Origin of the sequence: Streptomyces flavovariabilis, from assembly GCF_000725785.1 — a bacterium.
Classification (GTDB): Bacteria; Actinomycetota; Actinomycetes; order Streptomycetales; family Streptomycetaceae; genus Streptomyces; species Streptomyces hawaiiensis.
On record NZ_JNXD01000014.1, the window covers coordinates 165,955 to 186,841 of the forward strand.

The following is a 20,887-nucleotide window of genomic DNA, read 5'->3' on the forward strand; positions in this document are numbered from 1 at the left end:
TGGCGCCGGGCGCCACCAAGTGCCCTCCTGAGGGCCCCCCTGCGCGGGGGCGGGCCGCTTGACGGGCCACCCGCCCCCGCGTGCCGGTGCGGACGGATACGCTGATGACCTGATCAACAGGTGTGCGGAGCGCGGAAGTCGGGAAGGCCGCAGATGCGGATGCGGCAGCGATGGGGGCGGCAGTGACGGACGGATTCGACTTCAGCCCGGGAGCCCAGGTGCCCCTGGCGGGTGCGAGCGGCCAGACGGCGGCGACCTACGCGCTGGCCGCGGCGGCGTACCGGGACGACGAGGTCACCAAGATCCTGAACGCCGACAACGAGTGGCACCAGTCCAAGGTGACCCCGCCGCGCTCCTGGGCGAAGATCTTCCGCCCCAGGTTCGGCGAGGCCTTCTCCCGCGCGGTGATCGACCGGATGCTGGGCGCCGGACGCAAGCCGGTCATCCAGTCCTTCGGCATCGAGCCCCAGGTCGTCGTGGAGCACTGCCTGGCGGCCCACCGCATCCGCCGCGACCGCGACAACCTGCTGTCGGCGATCACGGTGATCTGCGGGGTGCTCTTCCTGCCCGGCTTCCTCGTGTGGCTGCTGGTGTTCACGCTGCGCACCACGATGGCCAAGCGCGAGGACAAGCGCGCCGGCGCCCTCGCCACGACCCTGCTGGTCGCCGTGGGGGCGCTCGCCGTGCTGTTCGTGATCCGCATGCCGTTCACGGGCTTCTGGGCCCTGTACGGACGCGCGGCGGTGATCATGCCGGTCGTCGGCTGGTTCTGGGCCAAGCAGATCTGCGAGCGGACCGCGCGTGACCTGCGGGAGCGCTGGTCGAGCATGCTGTCCGGCGGCGGTGTGGGCGCCAAGATCCCCGAGGCCGTTCCCGGCAACCCCGGTGACGCGGCCGAGCAGATCCGCAAGGAGCTGGCCCGCCTCGCCGCCGAGCAGCGGTCCAACTCGGTCTTCTACGCCGGCCCCAAGGGCATACTCGGCATGGGCACGCGGTGGGGCAGCTGGCAGCTGGCCGAGGAGCTGGTCTCCGCCGATCCGGGCAAGGACTTCCACCCGTTCCGCAGCTGGGACGTCATCGTGGCGATCCAGGGCGGTCTCGGCATGCTGGAGCGCACGTCCATCAACACCGGCGGCTTCCCCAAGCCGTCCATCACGCACTGGGTCGTCTCGCCGATCGGCGAGAAGGCGACGGAGGTGTCCCGGCCGAGCGGTACGGACGTCGACGCGTACACGGTCCGGACCCACGCCATACAGGACATCTGCAACAAGCAGCAGTTCGGCAGCGGCGACCGGCACTACCTGGGCGTGCAGTGGACCCTGTGGGACGGCCATCTGGTGATCACGATGCTGATCACGGTGACCGTGCTGCACGACACGCTGCGCATCGAGGTCACCGGGCACGCGTTGGGGCCGGTCAACCCCCTGTTCAACGAGAAGCCGGCGGCCAAGGAGAAGACGGTCCAGAAGGCCTTCCGCTTCTGGGAGACCCGCACCGTGAAGATGCCCCTGATCGACGCCGACGAGGTGGTGAGGCTGGCCGCGCGTGCCCCGCTGACCTGGTACCCACCGCTGCTGAACTGGCTCGGCGGCAGTCTGACGTTGCCGGAGCCGTTCGGTCTGCGGCACGCGTGGGCCGACCAGCCGTGGCGGCACCGGTTCATGGCCGACGACGCGCTGCGGGCGGCCACGCCCGTGCTGCGGGTGGTGCATGCGGCGGCGCTGAAGGTGCTGCGGGAGAACGGGGTGGACGTGGAGAAGTTCGGGTCCAGGTCGGCTGCGCTCAGCGGGGCGGTTCAGGAGGCTTCGCCGAAGAAGGCCGATGTGTACGACGCCTAGTTGTTGAGGTGCCCTGCGTTGCCGCTGAGGCGAGGTGGGCGCGCAACCCGGCGCTGCGGGGTGCCGCCGCGCCCACCCTCCCCCAGGCTCTCGGCTTCGCTCGAGCAGGGGGACCCCCATCGCCCCAGGCGGCACGATGGCCCGCGGTCACGAGGGCCAGGACTCCGCCAGCATCTTCCTCGTGTCGGCCAGCAGCTGCGGCAGCACCCGTGTGTGGCCCACCACCGGCATGAAGTTCGTGTCCCCGCCCCAGCGCGGCACGATGTGCTGGTGCAGGTGCGCGGCGATGCCCGCGCCGGCGACCGACCCCTGGTTCATGCCGATGTTGAAGCCGTGTGCGCCGGAGGCCGTGCGCAGGGCCGTCATCGCCTGTTTGGTGAGTTCGCCGAGCTCGGCGGTCTCCCCCGCCGTGAGGTCGGTGTAGTCGGCGACATGCCGGTAGGGCACCGTCATCAGGTGCCCGCCGTTGTACGGGTAGAGGTTGAGCACCGCGTAGACCTGCTCGCCACGCCGGACGACGAGGCCGTCCTCGTCGGACTTGGCCGGGATCGAGCAGAAGGGGCAGCCGTCGCCGGCACCCGGGCCGGTGGGCTTGTTCTCGCCCTGGATGTAGGCCATCCGGTGGGGCGTCCACAGACGCTGGAACGCGTCCTGCGTCCCTACTCCCAGCTGCTTCTCCGGCTCACTCGTCATGCAGTGCAGCATATGGCGTCGAGCTGGGGGGACGGCAAAGGCCCCCGGGATCTCCCCGGGGGCCCGGACACCGTGAGATCAGACCTGCGCCCGCTCCTCGACGACCTTCTGGATCTTCGCGATGGCCTCGTCGAAGGGGATGCCGTTCTCCTGCGAACCGTCGCGGTAGCGGAAGGACACGGACTCGTGGGACATGTCCTCGTCGCCCGCGATGACCATGAAGGGCACCTTCTGCTTCTGGGCGTTGCGGATCTTCTTCTGCATGCGGTCGGAGGAGGAGTCGACCTCGATGCGCAGGCCCTTCTTCCTGGCCGCGGCGGCGAACTTCTCCAGGTACTCCACGTGCGCGTCGCCGATCGGGATGCCGACGGCCTGGACGGGGGCGAGCCACGCCGGGAAGGCACCCGCGTAGTGCTCCAGGAGCACCGCGAAGAAGCGCTCGATGGAGCCGAACAGCGCGCGGTGGATCATGACCGGACGCTGCTTGGCGCCGTCGGGTCCCGTGTACTCCAGGTCGAAGCGCTCCGGCAGGTTGAAGTCGAGCTGGATCGTCGACATCTGCCAGGTGCGGCCGATGGCGTCCTTGGTCTGGACGGAGATCTTCGGGCCGTAGAAGGCGGCGCCCCCCGGGTCGGGCACCAGGGGCAGGCCCTGCTTCTCGGCGACCTGGCGCAGCGTCTCCGTGGCCTCTTCCCAGGCCTCGTCCGAGCCGACGAACTTCTCCGGGTCCTTGGTGGACAGCTCCAGGTAGAAGTCGGTCAGGCCGTAGTCGCGCAGCAGGCCGAGGACGAAGGTGAGCGTCTTGTCGAGCTCCTCCGACATCTGCTCACGGGTGCAGTAGATGTGCGCGTCGTCCTGGGTGAAACCGCGGGCGCGGGTCAGGCCGTGCACCACGCCCGACTTCTCGTAGCGGTACACCGTCCCGAACTCGAACAGGCGCAGCGGCAGTTCACGGTAGGAACGCCCGCGCGCGTCGAAGACCAGGTTGTGCATCGGGCAGTTCATGGGCTTGAGGTAGTAGTCCACGCCCTCGTCGAGCTGCATGGGCGGGTACATGCCGTCGGCGTACCAGTCCAGGTGGCCCGAGGTCTCGAAGAGCTTCCCCTTCGTCGCGTGCGGGGTGTAGACGAACTCGTAGCCCTCCTCCTCGTGGCGGCGCCGCGAGTAGTCCTCCATGACCCGGCGGATGACGCCGCCCTTGGGGTGGAAGACGGCGAGGCCGGAGCCGATCTGCTCGGGGATGGAGAACAGGTCGAGCTCGCTGCCGAGCTTGCGGTGGTCGCGCTTCTCGGCCTCGGCGAGGAACTCCAGGTGCGCCTTCAGCTCGTCCTTGGTGGGCCAGGCGGTGCCGTAGATGCGCTGGAGCATGGGGTTCTTCTCGCTGCCGCGCCAGTAGGCGGCCGCGTTGCGCATCAGCTTGAACGCCGGGATCGCCCGGGTCGACGGCAGGTGGGGGCCTCGGCAGAGGTCCTTCCAGCACAGGTCGCCGGTCTTGGCGTCCAGGTTGTCATAGATCGTCAGCTCGCCGGCGCCGACCTCGACGTCCGCGCCGTCGTCGCTGGAGGCGGAGCCCTTGAGGCCGATCAGCTCCAGCTTGTACGGCTCGCCGGCCAGCTCCTCGCGGGCGGCCTCGTCGGTGACCACGCGGCGGGCGAACTTCTGCCCCCGCTTCTGGATCTCCTGCATCTTCTTCTCGATGGCCTTGAGATCCTCGGGCGTGAACGGCTTCTCGACGTCGAAGTCGTAGTAGAAGCCGTCCTTGACGGGCGGGCCGATGCCGAGCTTGGCCTCGGGGAAGAGCTCCTGCACGGCCTGCGCCATGACGTGCGCGGTGGAGTGGCGCAGGATGTTCAGGCCGTCCTCGGAGGAGATCTCGACGCCCTCGACCTCGTCGCCCTCGGACAGGGCGTACGACAGGTCCCTGAGCTCGCCGGCCACGCGTGCGGCGATGATCGAGCGCTCGCCGGCGAAAAGCTCGGCGGCCGTAGTGCCCGTCGTCACCACGCGTTCTTCCCGCTCGGAATCGCGCTGGATGATCACACGGACGTCTGACACCGGTCTCTCCTGACTGAAGGGGGCCGCGGGCGCCATACCGGAGCGCGCGCACGAGTAAGGATCGTACCGACCCGGGACCACCCTTCGCGAAATCAGTCCGCGCAGTCCCCTCCGCAGGCCTCCTCGAAGAAGTCGAGGTTCTCGTGGAGCTCCTTCATCAGCCGGTCCCGCTCGGCGTCGTCGACCTGAACGGGGACCACCCCGTGGGCGCCGGTGAGGCGACGGAATCCGCCCCGGCTCTCCAGCCGTCCCTGCACCCGCACCGGGAGCCCGACGAGGTGGGCGTGCCCGGCGATCCGGTACGCCTCCTCGTCGAGGGTGATCCGGACGTTCGGTACGTCGGCCCCGGCCAGCACGCGCAGCCGTACGGTGCCGTCGCCGCGCGGCCCGGACCGGCGCAGCCGTACCACCGCGCCCGTGATCCGCACCGGCACGGCGGGTTCCTCGCGCAGGTAACGGGCGCCCGCCTCGCGCAGCGCGGCCAGGTCGCCGGGCGAGAACTCGACGGGCTCGGCGGAGGGTGCGCAGCTCTCGGGCACACCGGCCGCCGGGGCCCATGCGACGGCGATCCGGGCGCCCTCCGTGCCCCGGACGAGGGCGACGAGGGACTCGGTGAGCTCGTGGCTCACTCCTGCCTCGACGGCGGCGTCGAAGGCGTCCATGCCGCCGGTGGCCCGCTGGTAGTCGATGGCCTCCCGGGCGGCGAACAAAGCCTGGTGGAGGCGTACGGCGAGGGGGCGGCCGGTGGCGACGGGCACGAAGGCGGTGAGCCGGCCGTCGGTGGCGGAGCCGACCAGGACGTTCTGCAGAGCCGCGGCGGCCGAGCGCCGGTGGCGGGCCCCGTGGTAGCCGGCCCGCGCGCGGGTGGCGAGGGCCGCGGCGAGCAGCATCCGGCGGGCGGCGCCGCGCAGCCGGTCCTCGGCGGTCCAGGACGCCGCGCCGGCGGGCCCGGCGGGGACGTCGTGCCACCAGCGGATCTCGTCGCTGGGCACGGCGAGGGAGACGAGGACCTCGCGGGCGGACGGCGTGCCGCTGCGGGACAGGGCGAGCAGGGCCTCGCCGAGCAGGTCGTCGCTGTCGGGGAAGGCACGGCTCTCAGGCACCAGGAGGCTGGTGCCGCTGCCGCCGGGGCCCGGCGGGGTCCAGCGGCCGTAGCGCCCGGGGGCCCCGCCGCGCCGCTGCCAGCCGTGCCGGCGCAGCAGGGCGCTCAGGACGGCAGGGTCGACGTCGACGGGGTCGGGTGCGGAGCCACGCCAGGGCGGGTCGGCGGGGTGGGGCCGCACGGGCCTCAGTGGCCCTTCGGCCGGGCGGTGCGTCACGGTTTCCCTCCCGTCCCGACCCGCGTCATGATCTCGCACAGGGCCCGGTCGTCGAAGATGCGTGAGGTCGGTATGCGCACGGTGGTGCGGCGGCGGCCGGTGATCGGCTGTCCGGCGAGGTTGGTCCAGTAGCAGCAGTGCCGCAGGTCCAGCCGGTCGTGGCCGGCACGCAGCCAGTCGTCCTGGACGCGCGGCACCAGCATCACCACGAGGATCTTGTGCACCGACACCGGTGTGCGGGCGAGCTTCGCCAGGTGGTCGTTGTCGAGCGTGAAGGAGAAGGTGCGGCCCGGTGGGTTGGGCGGCACCTGGTAGGTGGCCTTGAGCTGCACCTTGATGGTGACCTCGTCGTCGACCGTGTGCCCGGGGGCGCTGTGGCTGACGTGCCAGTCGATGCCGTTGTCGGGGAAGGGCTGGGACAGCGAGCAGCCGGCGGCCGCCGCGACGGCGTGCAGATAGCCGACCTGCAGTGTCTCCATGCAGGCGGTGGTGGCGAGAGTGCCGCGAGAGGGAGCCGTGCGCTCGGGCAGCAGCCCGCCCCGTTCGGGCTGCGCTATGGCCATGGCCGACAGCCTTCCAGAACAAGTGATTCCCCGCTGCGGGCCGCTGAACTGCACCGACCCGTACTCCTGTTGTCTCCTTCCGGCGTACGGCGCAAACAGCCCGGGTATCACCGGATCGGGCAGCGGACGGTGCGTCAACTGCCGAAGGTGAACGAGGGGTTGTGTGGCTATGACGACGTGCTGGTTCGAAGGGCCGCTGGCCGCCTTCGACACGGAGACGACGGGCGTGGACGTCGAGACCGACCGGATCGTGTCGGCCGCCGTCGTCGTCCAGGATGCCCCGGGCATCCGGCCGCGGGTGAGCCGCTGGCTGGTGAACCCGGGGGTGCCGGTGCCCGCCGAGGCGACGGCGGTGCACGGACTGACGGAGGAGCACCTGCAGCACAACGGCCGGTGGCCGGCTCCGGTGATGTACGAGATAGCGCAGGCGCTGGCCGAGCAGGCGCACGCCGGACGCCCGCTGGTGGTGATGAACGCGCCGTTCGATCTGACCATGCTGGACCGGGAGTTGCGCCGCCATCGTGCCTCGGCGCTCGGCCGCTGGTTCGAGTCGGCGCCGCTGTCCGTGCTGGACCCGCGGGTCCTGGACAAGCATCTGGACCGCTACCGCAAGGGCCGCCGCACCCTGACCGACCTGTGCGCGCACTACGGTGTCGCCCTGGAGGGCGCGCACGACGCGGCGGCCGACGCCGTGGCGGCGCTGGAGGTCACCCGGGCGGTGGGCCGCCGGTTCGCGTCCCGGCTGGAGCGTCTCGCCCCGGGTGAGCTGCACACGCTGCAAGCGGTGTGGCACGCGGCGCAGGCGCGGGGCCTGCAGGCGTGGTTCGCGCGCAGCGGCGTGGACGAGGCGGTCGACCCGGCGTGGCCCCTGCGTCCGGACTTTCCGGCGGCGGCCTGAGAGCTGTTCCCCGAGCCCCGAGAGCTGTTCTCCGGGCATGAAAAAACCGGTCCGTCTGCGACGGACCGGCTGTTTCCGGTGGGCGATACTGGGTTCGAACCAGTGACCTCTTCGGTGTGAACGAAGCGCTCTCCCACTGAGCTAATCGCCCGGGAACGCACTGAACAATACAGGTCCGGGCACGCTTCCTTCAAACCGTTCGGAGATGCCTGAGGAGTCCGCGCCGCCCGGACCTCATCATCAGCGCGTGGTTGGCGCGGAAGACGGGTCGTCCCGGCACGGCGAGCCGCCGCAGCAGCGGCTTGCGCACACTGACCACCTGGTCGTAGCGCGCGAGACTGCCCGTCCCCCGCGGTGTGACCGTCCAGCGCGCCCAGCCCTCGATGTCCCCGGACAGGGCGGTCTCCAGCACACCGGCCGCGGGATCGCGCCGCACCTCCCGCGCCGTGAACGTCATGTCGTACGGCAGGACGGAGCGGATGCGGATCACCCCGGTGGTGTCGTCGAGCCGGGTCACCTCCTGGACCTGGGGCCACCAGCGCGGGTAGTCCTCGGGGCGTTCCAGCACGTCGTACACGGCGGCGGGGGGCGCGGGCAGGGTCCACAGAGTGCGGAAGCGGTAATGGTTCCAGTCCATTCCGGCAGTCTGCCCATGCGTGACGGGAACTGTCTGAGTACGCGCCTGAGTATCCGCACTCATGCCGGGCGAGGTGACACGGACCACACTGCGATTCATGACCCACCTTCCGCCCCCGGCCGAGGAATTGCGGCTCCTCGATGCCGAACTCTGGCAACTGGACGCCCGGCGCGCCCAGTTGCTGACCCGTCGCGCCTGGCTGATCGCGGCCCTGCACCCGACGCGCCAGCAGTCGCGGGCTCAGGCCGCGACGCAGCCGCCGCCCACCGCAGCGCCCCGCCCGGAGACGACCGCGCCCAGCGTGCAGAACGTGCTGCTGGTCCTCGGCGGCGTTCTGCTCACGCTCGCGGCGGCGGTGTTCACGCTGGTCAGCTGGGGGCACATGGGCATCGCCGGGCGGGCTCTGGTGCTCGGCGCGGTCACGCTGGCCACGCTCGCCGCGCCCGTGGCACTGCTGAAGCGGGGACTGCTCTCGACGGCCGAGTCCGTGGCGGGCCTCGGGCTCGCGCTGACCGTCCTGGACGCCTACGCGCTGCACGCGGCGGCCCTCGCCGGGACGGACGGCACCGCATACGCGGCCGCCGCGTCGGCGGTGCTGGCGGCGGCCTGGACGGCGTACGGCCTGCTGCCGGTCACGGCCGCGCTGCGCCTGCCCCTGCCCTCCGCACTGGCGGCGGCCCAGTTCCCGCTGCTGCTGTGGGCCCTGTCCGCCGCCCCGGGCCCGTATGCGATCACGGCCGCGCTGCTGGTGACGGCCGGGCTCGACGCGGTGGCGGTGGTGCGGCTGCCGGCCGGGGCCGTGCGGATCACCGCCGTCGTCGGTGCGTACGGCATGGGCGGATGGGGCGTTCTGGGCGCCGGCTGGCTGTCCTTGACAGCCGACGGTCCCGGTGACGCTTCCCGTGCCGGGGCGCTGCTCGTGCTCGCGGCGGCGATCGCCCTGGGCGCGGCCTGGCGAGGGCCGGGCGTCCAGCACGCCCTCGGCCTCGCGATCACGTCCGGACTGCTCGTCGTCGGTGCGCTCGGCGGGGTGGCCCGTTCCGGGGTGCCGTCGGAGTGGGCGGTTCCGGTTCATCTGGCCGTAGGCATCGCCCTGTTGGGGGCGGTGCGGGCCGAAAGCCTGCCGGGCGCGATACGGAGGGGCTTCGCCTGGGCCTCCGGTGCCGTACAGGCGCTGGCAATCCTGTGGACGCTGCCCGTCGTCGCCGTGGTGCTGCTCGGCCCGGCCGGCCGGCTGGGCCGGGTGTGGAGCGGTGCGCCGTCGGATGCCCGCGCGGCGGTGGTCGTCGAGGCGCCCTGGCCGCCGGACGCGGTGGTGGCTCCGGTCGTGCTGGTGGCCGTGGCGGCCGTGCTCGCCCTGGCGATCCGCGCGGAGGTCTGGCGTCCGCGGGCCCGGCTCGGTGCTCTCGGCCTGCTCTGGGCCACGGCGCTGATCCTGCCGGCAATCCTGGAGGTCCCGTACGCCGCGGGCATGCTGGCCCTGGGCGTCATGACGACGGCCGCGCTGTACGCCTGCCGGATCCCGGCATCGGCCGCGCAGGTCACGGCCCTCGTCCTCGCCCTGGTCACGGCCGTCAGCCTCACTCTGGTCTCCCTCGCCTCCCAGTCCGCGACGCTGGTCGTGCTGTCCGTGCTGACGGTGCTGTTCGCCGCGGCCTCGTGGCGGTCGGGCGTCGCCCCGTTCACGGCTCCGGCCGCTCTCGTGTACGCCGCCGCGCTGGCCACGGCGTCCGGCGCCGCCGCGCACTGGCCGCCGACCCGAACCGCTCTGCTGGTCCTGGTGGTTCCCGCTGTTGCCGCGCTGCTGGCGGCGCGGCTCGGCGCGTCCCGGGCGACGGTGCCCGTCGAGGCCGTGGGCACCGCCCTCGGGCTGTTCGCCGTGGTTCTCGCCGTCACCGACCCGCCGATGCTCGCCCTGGTGCTGGCCCTGTGCGGGGTGATCGCCGCGGGCACGGCCCTGCGTGCCGAGCGCCGTCCCGTGGGTTACGCGGCCACGGCCCTGTTCGTGCTGGCCGCGTGGGTGCGCCTGGCGGCCTGGGACGTGGGGACGCCCGAGGCGTACACCCTCCCGGTGACCGTCCCGGCGCTGCTCGTCGGAGCGCTGCGCCGGCGCCGGGACCCGCAGGCCTCGTCCTGGACGGCGTACGGCCCCGGGCTGGCCGCCACTCTCGTGCCGAGCCTCGTGGCGGCCTGGGCGGATCCGCACTGGACGCGGCCGCTGCTGCTGGGCACGGCGGCGCTGCTGGTCACCCTGCTGGGTGCCCGCCACCACCTCCGGGCGCCACTGGTGCTGGGCGGCTGGGTGCTGGCCCTGGTCACCCTGCACGAACTGGCCCCGTACGTCGTGCAGGTGACGGGGGCGCTCCCCCGCTGGGCGCCTCCCGCCCTCGCCGGACTCCTGCTGCTCGCACTCGGGGCGACGTACGAGCAGCGGATCCGGGACGTCCGGCGGGTGCGGGAGGTTCTGGGGCGGATGAACTAGCCCCTGTGGTTCGCGCCGTCGGTCCTTCTGTGTGCCGTAGGGCGTCTCGACTGCGGACAAAGCCCGTGATGTCATACGTTCTCCGATCTGCCGCCGACGGCGCAGTCGGGCGGGGGACGGGGGAGGCATCATGACGGACCTGGGGGAATCACCGGGCCGCGGCACGGGCGCCGAGGACCAGGGGACACTGGAGCGCCTGCTCTCGGTGGTGGGAGCGGGGGCCGTGGAGCTGCACACGGCTCCGGAGGGACTGCGGACGAGTGTCACCGGCGTCCATGTGCTGGACGCCCTCGAACCCGTGATCAGGCCGCGGGAGTTACTGCTCGCCGTCGGCGTCGACCCGCGCTCGGCGCACGCGGTCGACGTGGTGCGTCGGGCCGGTGAGGCCGGTGCGGCGGGTGTGGTGTTCGGCCCGGGTCGGCCGGAGCCCACCGTGCGGGCGTTGCAGACAGCCGCGGAGGAGAGCGGCACGGCGGTGCTCTTCCGTACCGCCTGGTGCACCTGGGCCCAACTCGTGGGGGTGCTGAGGGCGGGGCTGGCGGCGGCGGGGGTTCCCCCGACGCAGGCGACCAGCGGCCTGCGCCTGGGCGATCTGGACTCACTGGCCGACGCGGTGGCGGCCCTGGTGGGTGGCTCGGTGACCATCGAGGACACGGAGTCGCGGGTGCTGGCCTACTCCTCCACCGAGGAGAACGTCGACGAGATGCGCCGGCTGACCATCCTCGGCCGTCGTGTGCCGCCCTGGCGGGTGGCGGCCATGCGGGAGGCGGGGTTCTTCCAGGCGCTGTGGGGTGCGGGTGACGTGCTGCACCGGCCCGCTCACGGCCAGGACCCGGAGCGTCTGGTCGGAGCCGTACGGGCGGGCGGAGAGGCGCTGGGGTCCATCTGGGTGGCGGCGGTCGCCGGCCGCCCGCTGTCGCCGAACGCCGCGGAGACGCTGCGCGCGGCGGCCCGGGCCGCCGCCGCCCACCTGCTGCATCACCGCACCCACAGCTCGGACGGCCGCCTGGTGGAGGATGCGGCCCGGGCGCTGCTGGAGGACCGTGGATCCGTCGAGGTGCTCGCGGAGCGGGCCTCGCTTCCGCCCCGGCTGCCCTGTGCCGTCCTGGCGGTCGCCACCGGGTCCGGCCGCCACGGGGACGACGACCCGTCCGGGCTGTACGGGCTGCTCACCCTGCACTGCGCGGCCCTGGGCCACCGAGTCGTGGTGGTCCCGGCGGGCGGCAGGATCCTGGTGCTGCTGAGCGGGCTGGAGCGCGCCCCGGGGCGGGCGGACGGCCAGGTGAGGCGGCTCGGGGAATCACTGGCCGATCAACTGTCGGCGACGATCGGCTCGGCGGTGCGGGTGGGGCTCGGCGACGTGGTGCCCGGCCTGGCACGGGCGCCCGAATCGCGCCGGTCGGCCGAACGGACCCTGCAGGCGCTCATCGCGGGCGCCGGGCCACGCACCGTCGCGCGGAGCGAGGACGTCGCCGACACCGTGGGCATCCTTCAAGTCGTCGACGCCCTGCGAGAGGTGGCGCTGCCACCTCGGACCTCGGTGGCCCGGCTGAGGGAGTTCGACGCCGAGCACAGCGGCAGTTGCCTCGTGGAGACCCTGCGCGCCTACCTCGACCACTTCGGTGACAGCCGCCTCGCGCGCGCTGGGCGTGCATTCCAACAGCCTGCGCTACCGGTTACGCCGGATCACGCAGGTGTCGGGGCTGGACCTGGAGAGTCCGGACGCCCGGCTGCTCGCCCAGGTGCAGTTGCGTCTGGGTGGAGACGCCGACGGCGCACGCCCCTGAGCGACCGGCACCGAGGCGGGGCCGCGGGCGTGCCGTCCGCCGTTCAGCCGCCGCCACCATCGAAGGGCCTCTCCTTCGTCGTATCGCACAACGCCTCTGCCCGGCACGGCGGTCGTTGCGTTCAACCGCCGTGGGCGAGGCCCGCGTCTTTGACGACTCGACGAAGACGCCGTCCCGGTACGGACAGCAGCCTGGTACTCCAACCCGGGGCGGTCCCGGGCGCTGCGTGTACGACATGGGAAGGCTCATCATGACCGGACTGACCACCGCCGCCGAGCGGCGCGAACGGATCCTCCAGGAAGCGGTGCGGCAGGGACTGCTGGACGCCGGGCGGTCCCAGCTGGCCGCCTTCGTCGACCTCGACGGCGTCGCCGCGACCGTCGAGTCCCTGCACCGCGCCTTCCCCTCTGCGCCGCGTGTGCTGCACGCGTTCGCCGCCAAGGCCAACTGCCTGGTGCCGGTGCTGGCGGAGCTGCGGCGACTCGGCATGGGCTGCGAGGTGGCCACCGCGGGTGAGCTGGCGCGTGCGTTGGCCGCGGGATTCGCAGCGGACCGGATCGTGTTCGACTCTCCGGCCAAGACGGAGGCCGAACTCAGGCACGCCCTCGATCTGGGCGTGACCGTCAACGCCGACAACTACCAGGAGCTGGCAAGGATCGACCGGGCGCTGGGCGACCGCATGCCGGTGTCGCGGATCGGGGTGCGCGTCAACTCCCAGCTCGGCGGCGGCAGCATCGCCGCGATGAGCACGGCGACGAGCACCTCGAAGTTCGGTGTTCCCCTGGCGGACCCGGGAAGCCGACGGCGGTTGCTGCGCGCCTACCACGACCACCCGTGGCTGACCTGGGTACACACCCATGCCGGTTCGCAGGGCTGCCCGCTCGACCTCATGGCCGGCGGGGTCGCGCAGGCCGTGGCGTTCGCCGAGGAGGTCAACGCCTCGCTCGGCAGGCGCCAGGTCGTCGGCATCGACATCGGCGGCGGACTGCCCGTCAACTTCGCCGACGACGAGACCGCGCCGACCTTCGGCACATACGTCCAGCAGCTGCGCGTCCAGGCGCCCGCGCTGTTCTCCGGCGGGTACGAGATCGTCACCGAGTTCGGGCGTTCGGTTCTCGCCAAGAACGGGTTCACCGCCGCGTACGTCGAGTACACCAAGAGCATGGGCGGCCGGCCGATCGCGGTCACCCACGCCGGTGTGCAGGTGGCCACCCGGACGGTGTTCAACCCCGACGCCTGGCCCCTGCGGATCGAGGCGCACGACGGCAGCGGCAGGGCCAAGCGGGGCGGATCGGTCCGCCAGGACATCGCGGGACCCGCCTGCTTCGCCGGGGACCTGCTGGCGCGTGACCGCGCGTTGCCGCTCCTGGAACCCGGCGACATCGTCACCGTCCCGGACACCGGCGCCTACTACTTCTCGACGCCCTTCCACTACAACAGCCTGCCGGAGCCCGCCGTGCACGGGGTCCGGACGGGCGGTGACGGTGACGCTGTGCGCTTCGAACTCCTGCGTCCCGCGCAGGATCCGTGGGACGTGCCGGGCCCGGGCGGCCACGGCACTCCCCCGCGGCAACGAGTGCACGAGACCGCCCACGGCGTCGGGTAAGGAGCACCGAGGTGGCACAGGCCGACCGTCGGGGGCCCGGCCGGGACGGACCGCTCCTCAGTCAGCGCGCCGCGATCGTCTTCCTGCTGGCAGCCCTGGTCGGCATCGGTGCCACCGTCCTGGCGGCGCTGGCCGGCAACGTGTGGCCGGTCGCGGTGAGCGTCGGAGGCGGGGTGGTGGCCCCGGCCGTCCTGTTCTTCAACCAGATCATCGACTAGGGCGTGCCGGGTATCGCACGGCAGGGGCCGCTGTCGCGACAGCCCTGGACGAGCGGATCCCGACGCCTCGCCACGGGATCCGCTCGTCCGGTCCCCGTTACGGCATCCTGTCCCCGAGCAGTGCCAGGTTCTCGATGGCGGCGAGGCCGTACAGCGCGGTGTCGTTCGTGGACACCCAGGTGGCCTCGCTGCCCGGCACCAGTGCGACCGGGCCGCTCAGCTTCTCCGTCCGCCAGGGCGCCGACTCCTTGTAGCCGTCGGAGTTGTAGAACTTCTCCCAGGCCCGCTTGGCGAGTTTCTCGTCGCCGGTCTTGACGGCCGCGTAGGCGTCGAGGCGCGAGTGGCCCTGGAAGAGCAGCAGGCTGCCGAAGTTGGAGCCGTAGCGGGCCGCCTGTTCGGCCTTGGTGGCGTTGAAGTAGCGGCAGTAGTCGAAGTACGCCTCGTTGAACTTCGGCATGTCGACCAGGTCGATGAGCTCGGCGCACAGCTCGTTGAGGCCGAAGACCGCCGACAGGTGCGAGACCTCCACCTTGGGTGCCCCGGCGACGGCGAACCTGCCGGTGTCCAGGTCGTACAGACCACTGCCCTGGACGAAGCCGTTGGGCTGGGCGGCGATCGTCTCCATCGTGGACAGCACGCGGGCCTTGGCCTTCTCCCACTTCGGGCCCTTGCGCTCCCACTCCGTCAGCCAGGCCGACACCAGGCCGCTCCAGTCCGTGCCGAAGCCGATCGACAGGGCGTGCCGGTCGGGGGTGTACGGCTCGGTGCGGATCTTGCGGAGCGGGTCGAGGGCGAGGAACGTCTCGTCGGAGTCGACGTTGGCGTGCATGAGGTCGCCGACGCGTTCGTCCGCCGTGAGGAAGTAGTAGTAGCGCCGGTAGGTGGTGTTGGCGATGCGCTGCTGCTTGGCGCTGTCGGCGAAGTGCTGCACACCGTGCCGGGTGCCGAGGCCCGCCCACTTGCCCAGGTGGTAGACGTCGACCTCGCCGGTGTGCCGGGTCATCGCCTCGGCGAAACGGAAGATGTCGGCGCGGCCGGAGCGAAGGTAGGCGAACCAGAGCCACAGGTCCGGTGACAGTTCGGAGTTGTCCCAGGCGTAGCCGCCGATGTCGTACCGCCACTGGTGCCGGAACGTGTCGTAGGTGTGCATGATGTCGCCGTAGTCCCAGAAGCCGTACCAGCGGCGCTGCTCCACCTGGTCCTTGTAGTAGGTGAAGAGGAAGTCGAGGTGGTCCTCGATCTTGGCCTTGGCCGGGGTGGAGCGGTCGGGCTCGGAGTACAGGTTCGGCCCGAAGACCTTGGCATTGATGAGCTGCTTGGGCGGCGCGGCCAGCTGGGGCAGTACGCGGACGGCCTCGACCTGCTCGGCGAACCGGTCAGGGCTCGGGGTCGACTCGCTGGCCCAGAAGAGGAGTTCGGAGGTGCGGGCGATGCCGTACGGGGTGCCGAACTCCGGCTCGTAGTCCTCGTACGTGATGTTGAGGCCTTCGATCTGTTCCGGGTAGGTGTCCTGGCCCATGCCGTCGTGGTAGAAGCGCATGTCCATGGGCTGCGCCTCGGGCGACCAGAGCCAGAGGGTGACCTCGGCCTCGTCGGTGTGGGCGTCCCGGATGTCGAGCTGGGCGGGGAACTTCTCCCAGAAGTCGCGCAGCCCGAAGGAGAACCCGCCGCTCGCCCCGCCGACGTAGCCGAAGCCGGACGCGCGCCGGCCACCGCCCGCGGCGACCCAGCCGTGCCCCTTCTTGGTGCGCTTGCGCAGCGTGAAGCCGTCGGCGGAGAGCTGGGAGAGGGTGTAGTCGCCCCATTCGGGGATGTACTGCAGCCGCGTCGTCACCCGCTGGTCCCAGGTGGCCGGGTCGGGCAGCTTCCTGCCTTCGAACTGGGCCGCCTGCACGGCCGCGCCCGGGTCCCGGCGCAGTCCGGTGATGCCCTTGACGGCTTCGCGCAGCAGTCCGGTGCCGTCACCGCCGATGCGGATGTGGCGGTCGTACGACTCGTCGCGCATCGGCACGGTGAAGCGGACACCGAGGCCGCGGATGAAGTCACCACTGGCCTTGCCCGGCTCCTGCTTGCCGTCGTAGGTGATGGTGTGCACCATGCGGAAGGAGTCGGCGCCCGCGTAGAAGTAGAGCCTGATCGAGAAGGGCAGCCAGCTGCGGCCGCCCTTGCGGTGCTTGCCGTCGATGCGGACGACCGCGCGGACCGGGCCCGCCTGCTCGACCTCGACCTTGGAGATCGCGCCGTCGAAGCGCTCGGTCCTGACCGCGCCCTGGTCCTCGTCCTCGATCTCGGGCTGGCGGATCAGCACGAGCCGGCCGTTCTTCGCGATCTCCGTGGAGCCGCGGGTGACGGACTTGACGAGCGTGGAGCCGGACTTGCCGATCTTCGCGGTGATGACGCCGGTGGAGATGTCGATGGTGCCGCCGCGCTTTTCGACGGTGACCTTCTTCTCGGGTGCGGCGGGCGTCCCGGCGGCGAGGGTGAGCTTGCCGTCGCCCGAGGCGACCGCGTGCGCGGTCCACTTGAGGGAGCCGTCCGGCCAGTAGGCGATCGGCCAGGACTGCACGGGCACGGCCTTGCCGCCGGCGTCCGTCAGCGCGAAGGTCTGGTCCTTCCGGTACGCGCCCTTGGGCCAGGGCACACCGACGGTGGAGCCGGGTGCGGCGCCGAGGCCGCCGTCCTCCAGCCAGTCGAGCGTCACGGGGTCGGCGTCGGCGGGCTCGGCTCTGGGGGCGGCCTGCGCGTCCTGGGCTCCCAGCGCCCAGCTGAACTGGGCGGCGGCTCCGGTGACGGCGGCCGCTTTGAGGAGGGACCTGCGGGGGATGGGAGACATGGCGATGCTGCCTTTCCTCGTCCGTGCGGGAAGCACATCCGTACGCTGCGGTCAGGGGCATGACAGAGAGAGGTACGGCGCCGGGGCGCCGACCTGGAAGGAGGGGGCACCGCCGGTCAGCGGTGCCGGTACCGCTCCTCCACGGCGACGGCGGCCGCCGCCACGGCACCGAGGACGGCGATCGCCAGCGGTGCGGCGAACCAGGCGGACAGGGCCACCACGGCCAGCCCGCCGACGATCAGGAAGGACCCGGCCGGATCGAGCACCGTCCGCCGCCCGGCCCCTGCCAGCAGCGTCCGCCAGCGGGCGCCCGGCTCCCAGACCGCCGCCGCACGCAGCCCGGTCACGACGAGCCCGATCAGCGCGACGACTCCGACGGCCCCGACGAGCGGCCCGCCGGGAATCCCCGCCCGGGCCGCCTGGACGTCCACCCACACGGCGGCCACCGCCGCCCACCCGGCGAGCCCGGCGAGCCACCCGCCGCGCACGGCCGTCCGGAAGTCGGCGACGAACTCCCGCCAGCCACCACCCTCATGGGCGGTACGGCGCCGCAGATGCCGCGCCCCGGCGGCGAAGGCCGCGGGATACGTGACGACACCCAGCGAGGCCACCGCGATCCATACGCCGGTCAGCAGACACTCGGCGAACACCGCGAACCGCTCGGCCAGCGCCGACTCGCCCCACGCCTTCACTCGGGTCCCGGCCATACCCGCCTCAGCCCTTCAGACCCGACGTGGCCATGCCGTCGATCAGATAGCGCTGGAAGGCGAGGAAGAAGGCGAGGACCGGCAGCAGCGCGACCAGCGACATGGCGATCATGCCGCCGTAGTTGGCCAGGCCTTCCTGGTCGACGAACATCTTCAGGCCGAGCGAGACCGTGTACTTGTCCGGCTCGTTGAGGTAGATCAGCGGGCCCATGAAGTCGTTCCAGGAGTTGATGAAGGTGAAGATCGCGCTGGTGATGAGGGCCGGCCGGCTCAGCGGCAGCACGATCGACCAGTAGATCCGGAAGTGCCCGCAGCCGTCGAGGCGGGCCGCCTCGTCCAGTTCCTTGGGCATGTTGCGCATGAACTGCACCATCAGGAAGACGAAGAACGCCTCGGTGGCCAGGTACTTCCCGAGCAGCAGCGGCGTGTAGGTGTTGATCATCTCCATGTTGCGGAACAGCACGTACTGCGGGATCAGCAGCACGTGGTACGGCAGCAGGAGGGTGCCGATCATCAGCGTGAACAGCAGATTGCGGCCGGCGAACCTGATCCTCGCGAAGGCGTAGGCCGTCAGCGAGCAGGACACCAGGATCCCGATGACCGAACCGACCGCGAGGAAGAGCGAGTTGAGGAAGAACGTGGAGATCGAGATGTCGGCGATGCCGTCGGCGAGGCTCTTGTAGTTGGCGATGACCGGATCGGACGGGAGAAGGTCCAGACTGCCGACGATCTCCTCGCTCTTCTTGAAGGACCCGCCGGCGACCCAGATCACCGGGTAGAGGATCACCGCGAGGATCAGCAGCGACCCGATGTGCCAGGCGAGGGAGCCGGGCAGCTTGTGGCGGAGCGCTCCGCCTCCGGTGGCGGGCTTGATGTCGGTGGTGGCCTGCGCGCTCATCGGGCGCCCTCCTCGTAGTGCACCCAGCGCTTCTGGGACCAGAACAGCACCGCCGTCACCAGCGCGACCGCGACCAGCAGCAGCCAGGCCATCGCCGAGGCCAGACCCATGCGGCTGTTCTCGAAGCCCTGGACGTAGAGGTAACAGGTGTAGACCATCGAGCCGTCGGCGGGACCGCAGGCGTTGCTCCCGGCGCCGCCGCCGACGATGTACGCCGAGCTGAAGATCTGGAAGGAGTGGATCGTCTCCAGCAGGACGTTGAAGAAGAGGACCGGCGAGATCATCGGCAGCGTGATGTTCCAGAACCGCCGCAGCTTGCCCGCCCCGTCGACCTCGGCCGCCTCGTACAGCTCACGCGGGACCTGCTTGAGGCCGGCCAGGAAGATGACCATGGGGGCGCCGAACTGCCAGACGGTGAGCGCCACCAGGCTGTAGATGATCATGTCCGGGTCGCCGGTCCAGCCGCCGACGTCGATCCCGAAGATCTTCTGGGTACGGTCGACGACCGCGTCGTCCGAGAAGATCGCCTTCCACACGATCGCGACGGAGACGCTCGCGCCGATGAGCGACGGCGCGTAGAAGGCGGCCCGGTAGAAGGCCTGCCCGCGTCGGCTCTGGGCGAGCAGCAGCGCCACACCGAGGGCCGCGAGCAGCTTCAGCGGCGTACCGACGGCGACGTACCAGAGCGTCACCTGCACCGAGTGGCGCCAGCGCGGATCGCCGAACATCTCGGAGAAGTTGCCGAGACCGATCCACTTGGGCGCGTCGAACAGGTTGTAGTCGGTGAAGGCGAAGTAGAGCGACGCGATCATCGGGCCCGCTGTGAGGAGCAGGAACCCGGCGATCCACGGGGACATGAAGAGATAGCCGGCCAGGTTCTCCCGGCGCCGCCGCCGCTTGAGGGCGGCGGGGCGCGCGGGCTTCACCGGACCGTGCCGCGGCTCGGAGTCCTGGGACAGGCCCTCCATCGCAGGGGCGTGTGTCACGGTGGTTCCCATCAGGTGCCGAGAGCCGTCTTCGACTCGGTGAAGAACTGCTTGACGGCTTCCGCCACCGACCTCTTGCCCAGGCCCATCTCCTCGGCGATGCGCAGGAACGCCGACTCGCAGATGTCCGCGCCGTTCGGGTGCGGGGTGATGGGCTCCAGGACTCCGGCCTTGACGATGGACTGCTCGTAGGCGGCTATCGCCTGGTTGACCGGGTCGGTCGGCTTGTACGCGTCGAACTGGGCCTGGGTCGCGGGCACACCGCGGTCGTAGCCCATGATCTTGGCGACCTCGGGGTCGTGCACCATGAAGTCGATGAACTGGGCGACTTCCTTGGGGTGCTGGGTGCGCTTGGAGGCGCTCAGCATCAGGGAACCGAGGTACTGGCCGGTCTTCTTGCCGTCCGTCGTCGGGATGGGAGCCAGGCCGTACTCGCTCTTGCCCTCGGAGGTGTAGCGGACGGTGAAGTTGTCCCAGGTGTACTCGCCACCGGAGAGCTCCGCGGCGAGCGCCGACTTGGGCTTGATCTGGGCGACCTTCTTGGGGTCGGAGAAGAGACCCTCCTCGACGCCCTTCCTGGCCTTCGTCCACCAGTCCGTCAGGTCCGCCTCGGTGAAGCCGAGTCCGTCCTCGGTGAAGAACGCCTTGCCGTTCTGGCGCAGGTAGAGGTCGTAGAGGTACATCGTGCCGTACATGCCGCTGTCGCCGGCGCGGCCGGTCTTGTCCCGGATCTTCTTCATGCCGGCTTCGAAGTCGTCCCACGTCCAGCCCTGCTCCGGCTTCACGCCGGCGCGGGTGTAGACGGGCTTGTCGATGACGAGGGCCATGGAGTTCGAACCGACCGGAACGCCGAGGAGCTTGCCGTCGATCTCGCCGAACTTCTCCAGGCCCGCGCGGAATCCCTCCATCCGGAGGTTGCCCGCCTTCGCCTGCTCGCTCAGATCCAGCAGCACGTTCTTCGCGTCGTATTTGCGAAGGAACCCGATCGCATTCTGGAACACGTCCGGCGGATTCCCGCCGGAGGCCTGGGTGTTGAACTTCTTCCAGAAGTCGAGATAAGGCTGGAAGTCCGTTTTCACCTTGATCTTCGGGTACTTCTTCTCGAAGAGGGCGATGGTCTTGTTGATTCTCTGGGCGCGGTCCTCCGCCCCCCACCACGCGTAACGGATCGTCACCGTCCCGTCCGCGGAGGTCCCTCCGTCACCCCCGCAGGCGGTCGTCGCGGCCAGCCCCAGCGTGGCTGCCGTGGCTCCGGCCGCCTTCAGGATGGTTCGTCTCTCAACATTCCTGCCGTTCACCACGGTTGGACCTCCCCGCACGTCGTCCCGCTCGCATGAATCGTTTCAAGTAAGCGCTTGCTGGCACAA

General features: G+C 71.1%; 16 protein-coding genes and 1 tRNA gene. 6 read left to right on the forward strand and 11 right to left on the reverse strand.

Features of this window, described 5'->3' with window-relative positions; translation table 11 throughout:
• Positions 1-170: 170 nt before the first annotated feature.
• Entirely contained in the window at positions 171-1,838 is a 1,668-nt protein-coding gene (locus IO24_RS0124905; protein ID WP_031139051.1) for a membrane protein, read from the forward strand.
• A gap of 147 nt (positions 1,839-1,985) precedes the next feature.
• Here IO24_RS0124905 and IO24_RS0124910 read toward each other — a convergent pair whose 3' ends face one another.
• The 4 genes from IO24_RS0124910 to IO24_RS0124925 form a co-directional block, all read right to left on the reverse strand.
• Entirely contained in the window at positions 1,986-2,543 is a 558-nt protein-coding gene (locus tag IO24_RS0124910) for an HIT family protein (RefSeq protein ID WP_031139054.1), read from the reverse strand.
• A 66-nt stretch (positions 2,544-2,609) separates the two neighbouring features.
• Complete coding sequence (gene thrS / locus IO24_RS0124915) at positions 2,610-4,586, reverse strand: threonine--tRNA ligase (RefSeq protein WP_031139056.1); 1,977 nt, start codon at positions 4,584-4,586, stop codon at positions 2,610-2,612.
• Positions 4,587-4,678: 92 nt separating this feature from the next.
• The gene (locus tag IO24_RS0124920) at positions 4,679-5,905 is read right to left on the reverse strand and encodes a hypothetical protein (protein ID WP_031139058.1); all 1,227 of its coding nucleotides are present in this window, start codon (positions 5,903-5,905) and stop codon (positions 4,679-4,681) included.
• Positions 5,902-6,468, reverse strand: coding sequence for a DUF4365 domain-containing protein (locus IO24_RS0124925; RefSeq protein ID WP_031139060.1), 567 nt, complete (start codon positions 6,466-6,468; stop codon positions 5,902-5,904). Before IO24_RS0124925 ends, IO24_RS0124920 begins: the two co-directional genes overlap by 4 nt.
• Positions 6,469-6,637: 169 nt before the next feature.
• Here IO24_RS0124925 and IO24_RS0124930 point away from each other — a divergent pair, with 169 nt between their 5' ends.
• Positions 6,638-7,366, forward strand: coding sequence for a 3'-5' exonuclease (locus IO24_RS0124930; RefSeq protein ID WP_031139062.1), 729 nt, complete (start codon positions 6,638-6,640; stop codon positions 7,364-7,366).
• Positions 7,367-7,445: 79 nt separating this feature from the next.
• On the opposite strand, the gene IO24_RS0124935 is transcribed toward IO24_RS0124930, so the two are convergent.
• Positions 7,446-7,517: transfer RNA gene (locus tag IO24_RS0124935), tRNA-Val, on the reverse strand.
• A gap of 39 nt (positions 7,518-7,556) precedes the next feature.
• Positions 7,557-8,003, reverse strand: a complete 447-nt coding sequence (locus tag IO24_RS0124940) for an SRPBCC family protein (RefSeq protein ID WP_031139064.1) — start codon at positions 8,001-8,003, stop codon at positions 7,557-7,559.
• A gap of 61 nt (positions 8,004-8,064) precedes the next feature.
• On the opposite strand from IO24_RS0124940, the gene IO24_RS0124945 reads away from it, so the two are divergent.
• The 4 genes from IO24_RS0124945 (at position 8,065) to IO24_RS0124960 (ending at position 14,096) form a co-directional block, all read left to right on the forward strand.
• Positions 8,065-10,485: an SCO7613 C-terminal domain-containing membrane protein gene (locus tag IO24_RS0124945; protein ID WP_031139066.1), complete on the forward strand. Its 2,421-nt coding sequence runs from the start codon at positions 8,065-8,067 to the stop codon at positions 10,483-10,485.
• A gap of 130 nt (positions 10,486-10,615) precedes the next feature.
• A complete protein-coding gene (locus IO24_RS45280; protein ID WP_051905971.1) occupies positions 10,616-12,526 on the forward strand; it encodes a helix-turn-helix domain-containing protein in 1,911 nt (636 codons plus the stop codon).
• On the forward strand, positions 12,523-13,878 hold the full coding sequence (locus IO24_RS0124955) for a type III PLP-dependent enzyme domain-containing protein (protein ID WP_031139068.1): 1,356 nt from the start codon (positions 12,523-12,525) through the stop codon (positions 13,876-13,878). The genes IO24_RS45280 and IO24_RS0124955 overlap by 4 nt, the downstream gene beginning before the upstream one ends.
• Positions 13,879-13,889: 11 nt before the next feature.
• Entirely contained in the window at positions 13,890-14,096 is a 207-nt protein-coding gene (locus IO24_RS0124960; RefSeq protein ID WP_031139070.1) for a hypothetical protein, read from the forward strand.
• 97 nt (positions 14,097-14,193) lie between these two features.
• On the opposite strand, the gene IO24_RS0124965 is transcribed toward IO24_RS0124960, so the two are convergent.
• From IO24_RS0124965 to IO24_RS0124985, 5 genes are all read right to left on the reverse strand, one after another.
• Positions 14,194-16,929 (reverse strand): exo-rhamnogalacturonan lyase family protein, encoded by a 2,736-nt coding sequence (locus tag IO24_RS0124965; RefSeq protein WP_031139073.1) that lies wholly within the window; start codon positions 16,927-16,929, stop codon positions 14,194-14,196.
• Between the two features lie 116 nt (positions 16,930-17,045).
• Complete coding sequence (locus IO24_RS0124970) at positions 17,046-17,636, reverse strand: hypothetical protein (RefSeq protein WP_031139074.1); 591 nt, start codon at positions 17,634-17,636, stop codon at positions 17,046-17,048.
• Positions 17,637-17,643: 7 nt separating this feature from the next.
• A complete protein-coding gene (locus tag IO24_RS0124975) occupies positions 17,644-18,534 on the reverse strand; it encodes a carbohydrate ABC transporter permease (protein ID WP_031139076.1) in 891 nt (296 codons plus the stop codon).
• A complete protein-coding gene (locus tag IO24_RS0124980; protein WP_031139078.1) occupies positions 18,531-19,532 on the reverse strand; it encodes a carbohydrate ABC transporter permease in 1,002 nt (333 codons plus the stop codon). Before IO24_RS0124980 ends, IO24_RS0124975 begins: the two co-directional genes overlap by 4 nt.
• Positions 19,532-20,821 carry an ABC transporter substrate-binding protein gene (locus IO24_RS0124985; protein WP_031139080.1) on the reverse strand — a complete coding sequence of 430 codons (1,290 nt, stop codon included), beginning with the start codon at positions 20,819-20,821 and terminating at the stop codon, positions 19,532-19,534. The genes IO24_RS0124980 and IO24_RS0124985 overlap by 1 nt, the downstream gene beginning before the upstream one ends.
• Positions 20,822-20,887 lie beyond the last annotated feature (66 nt).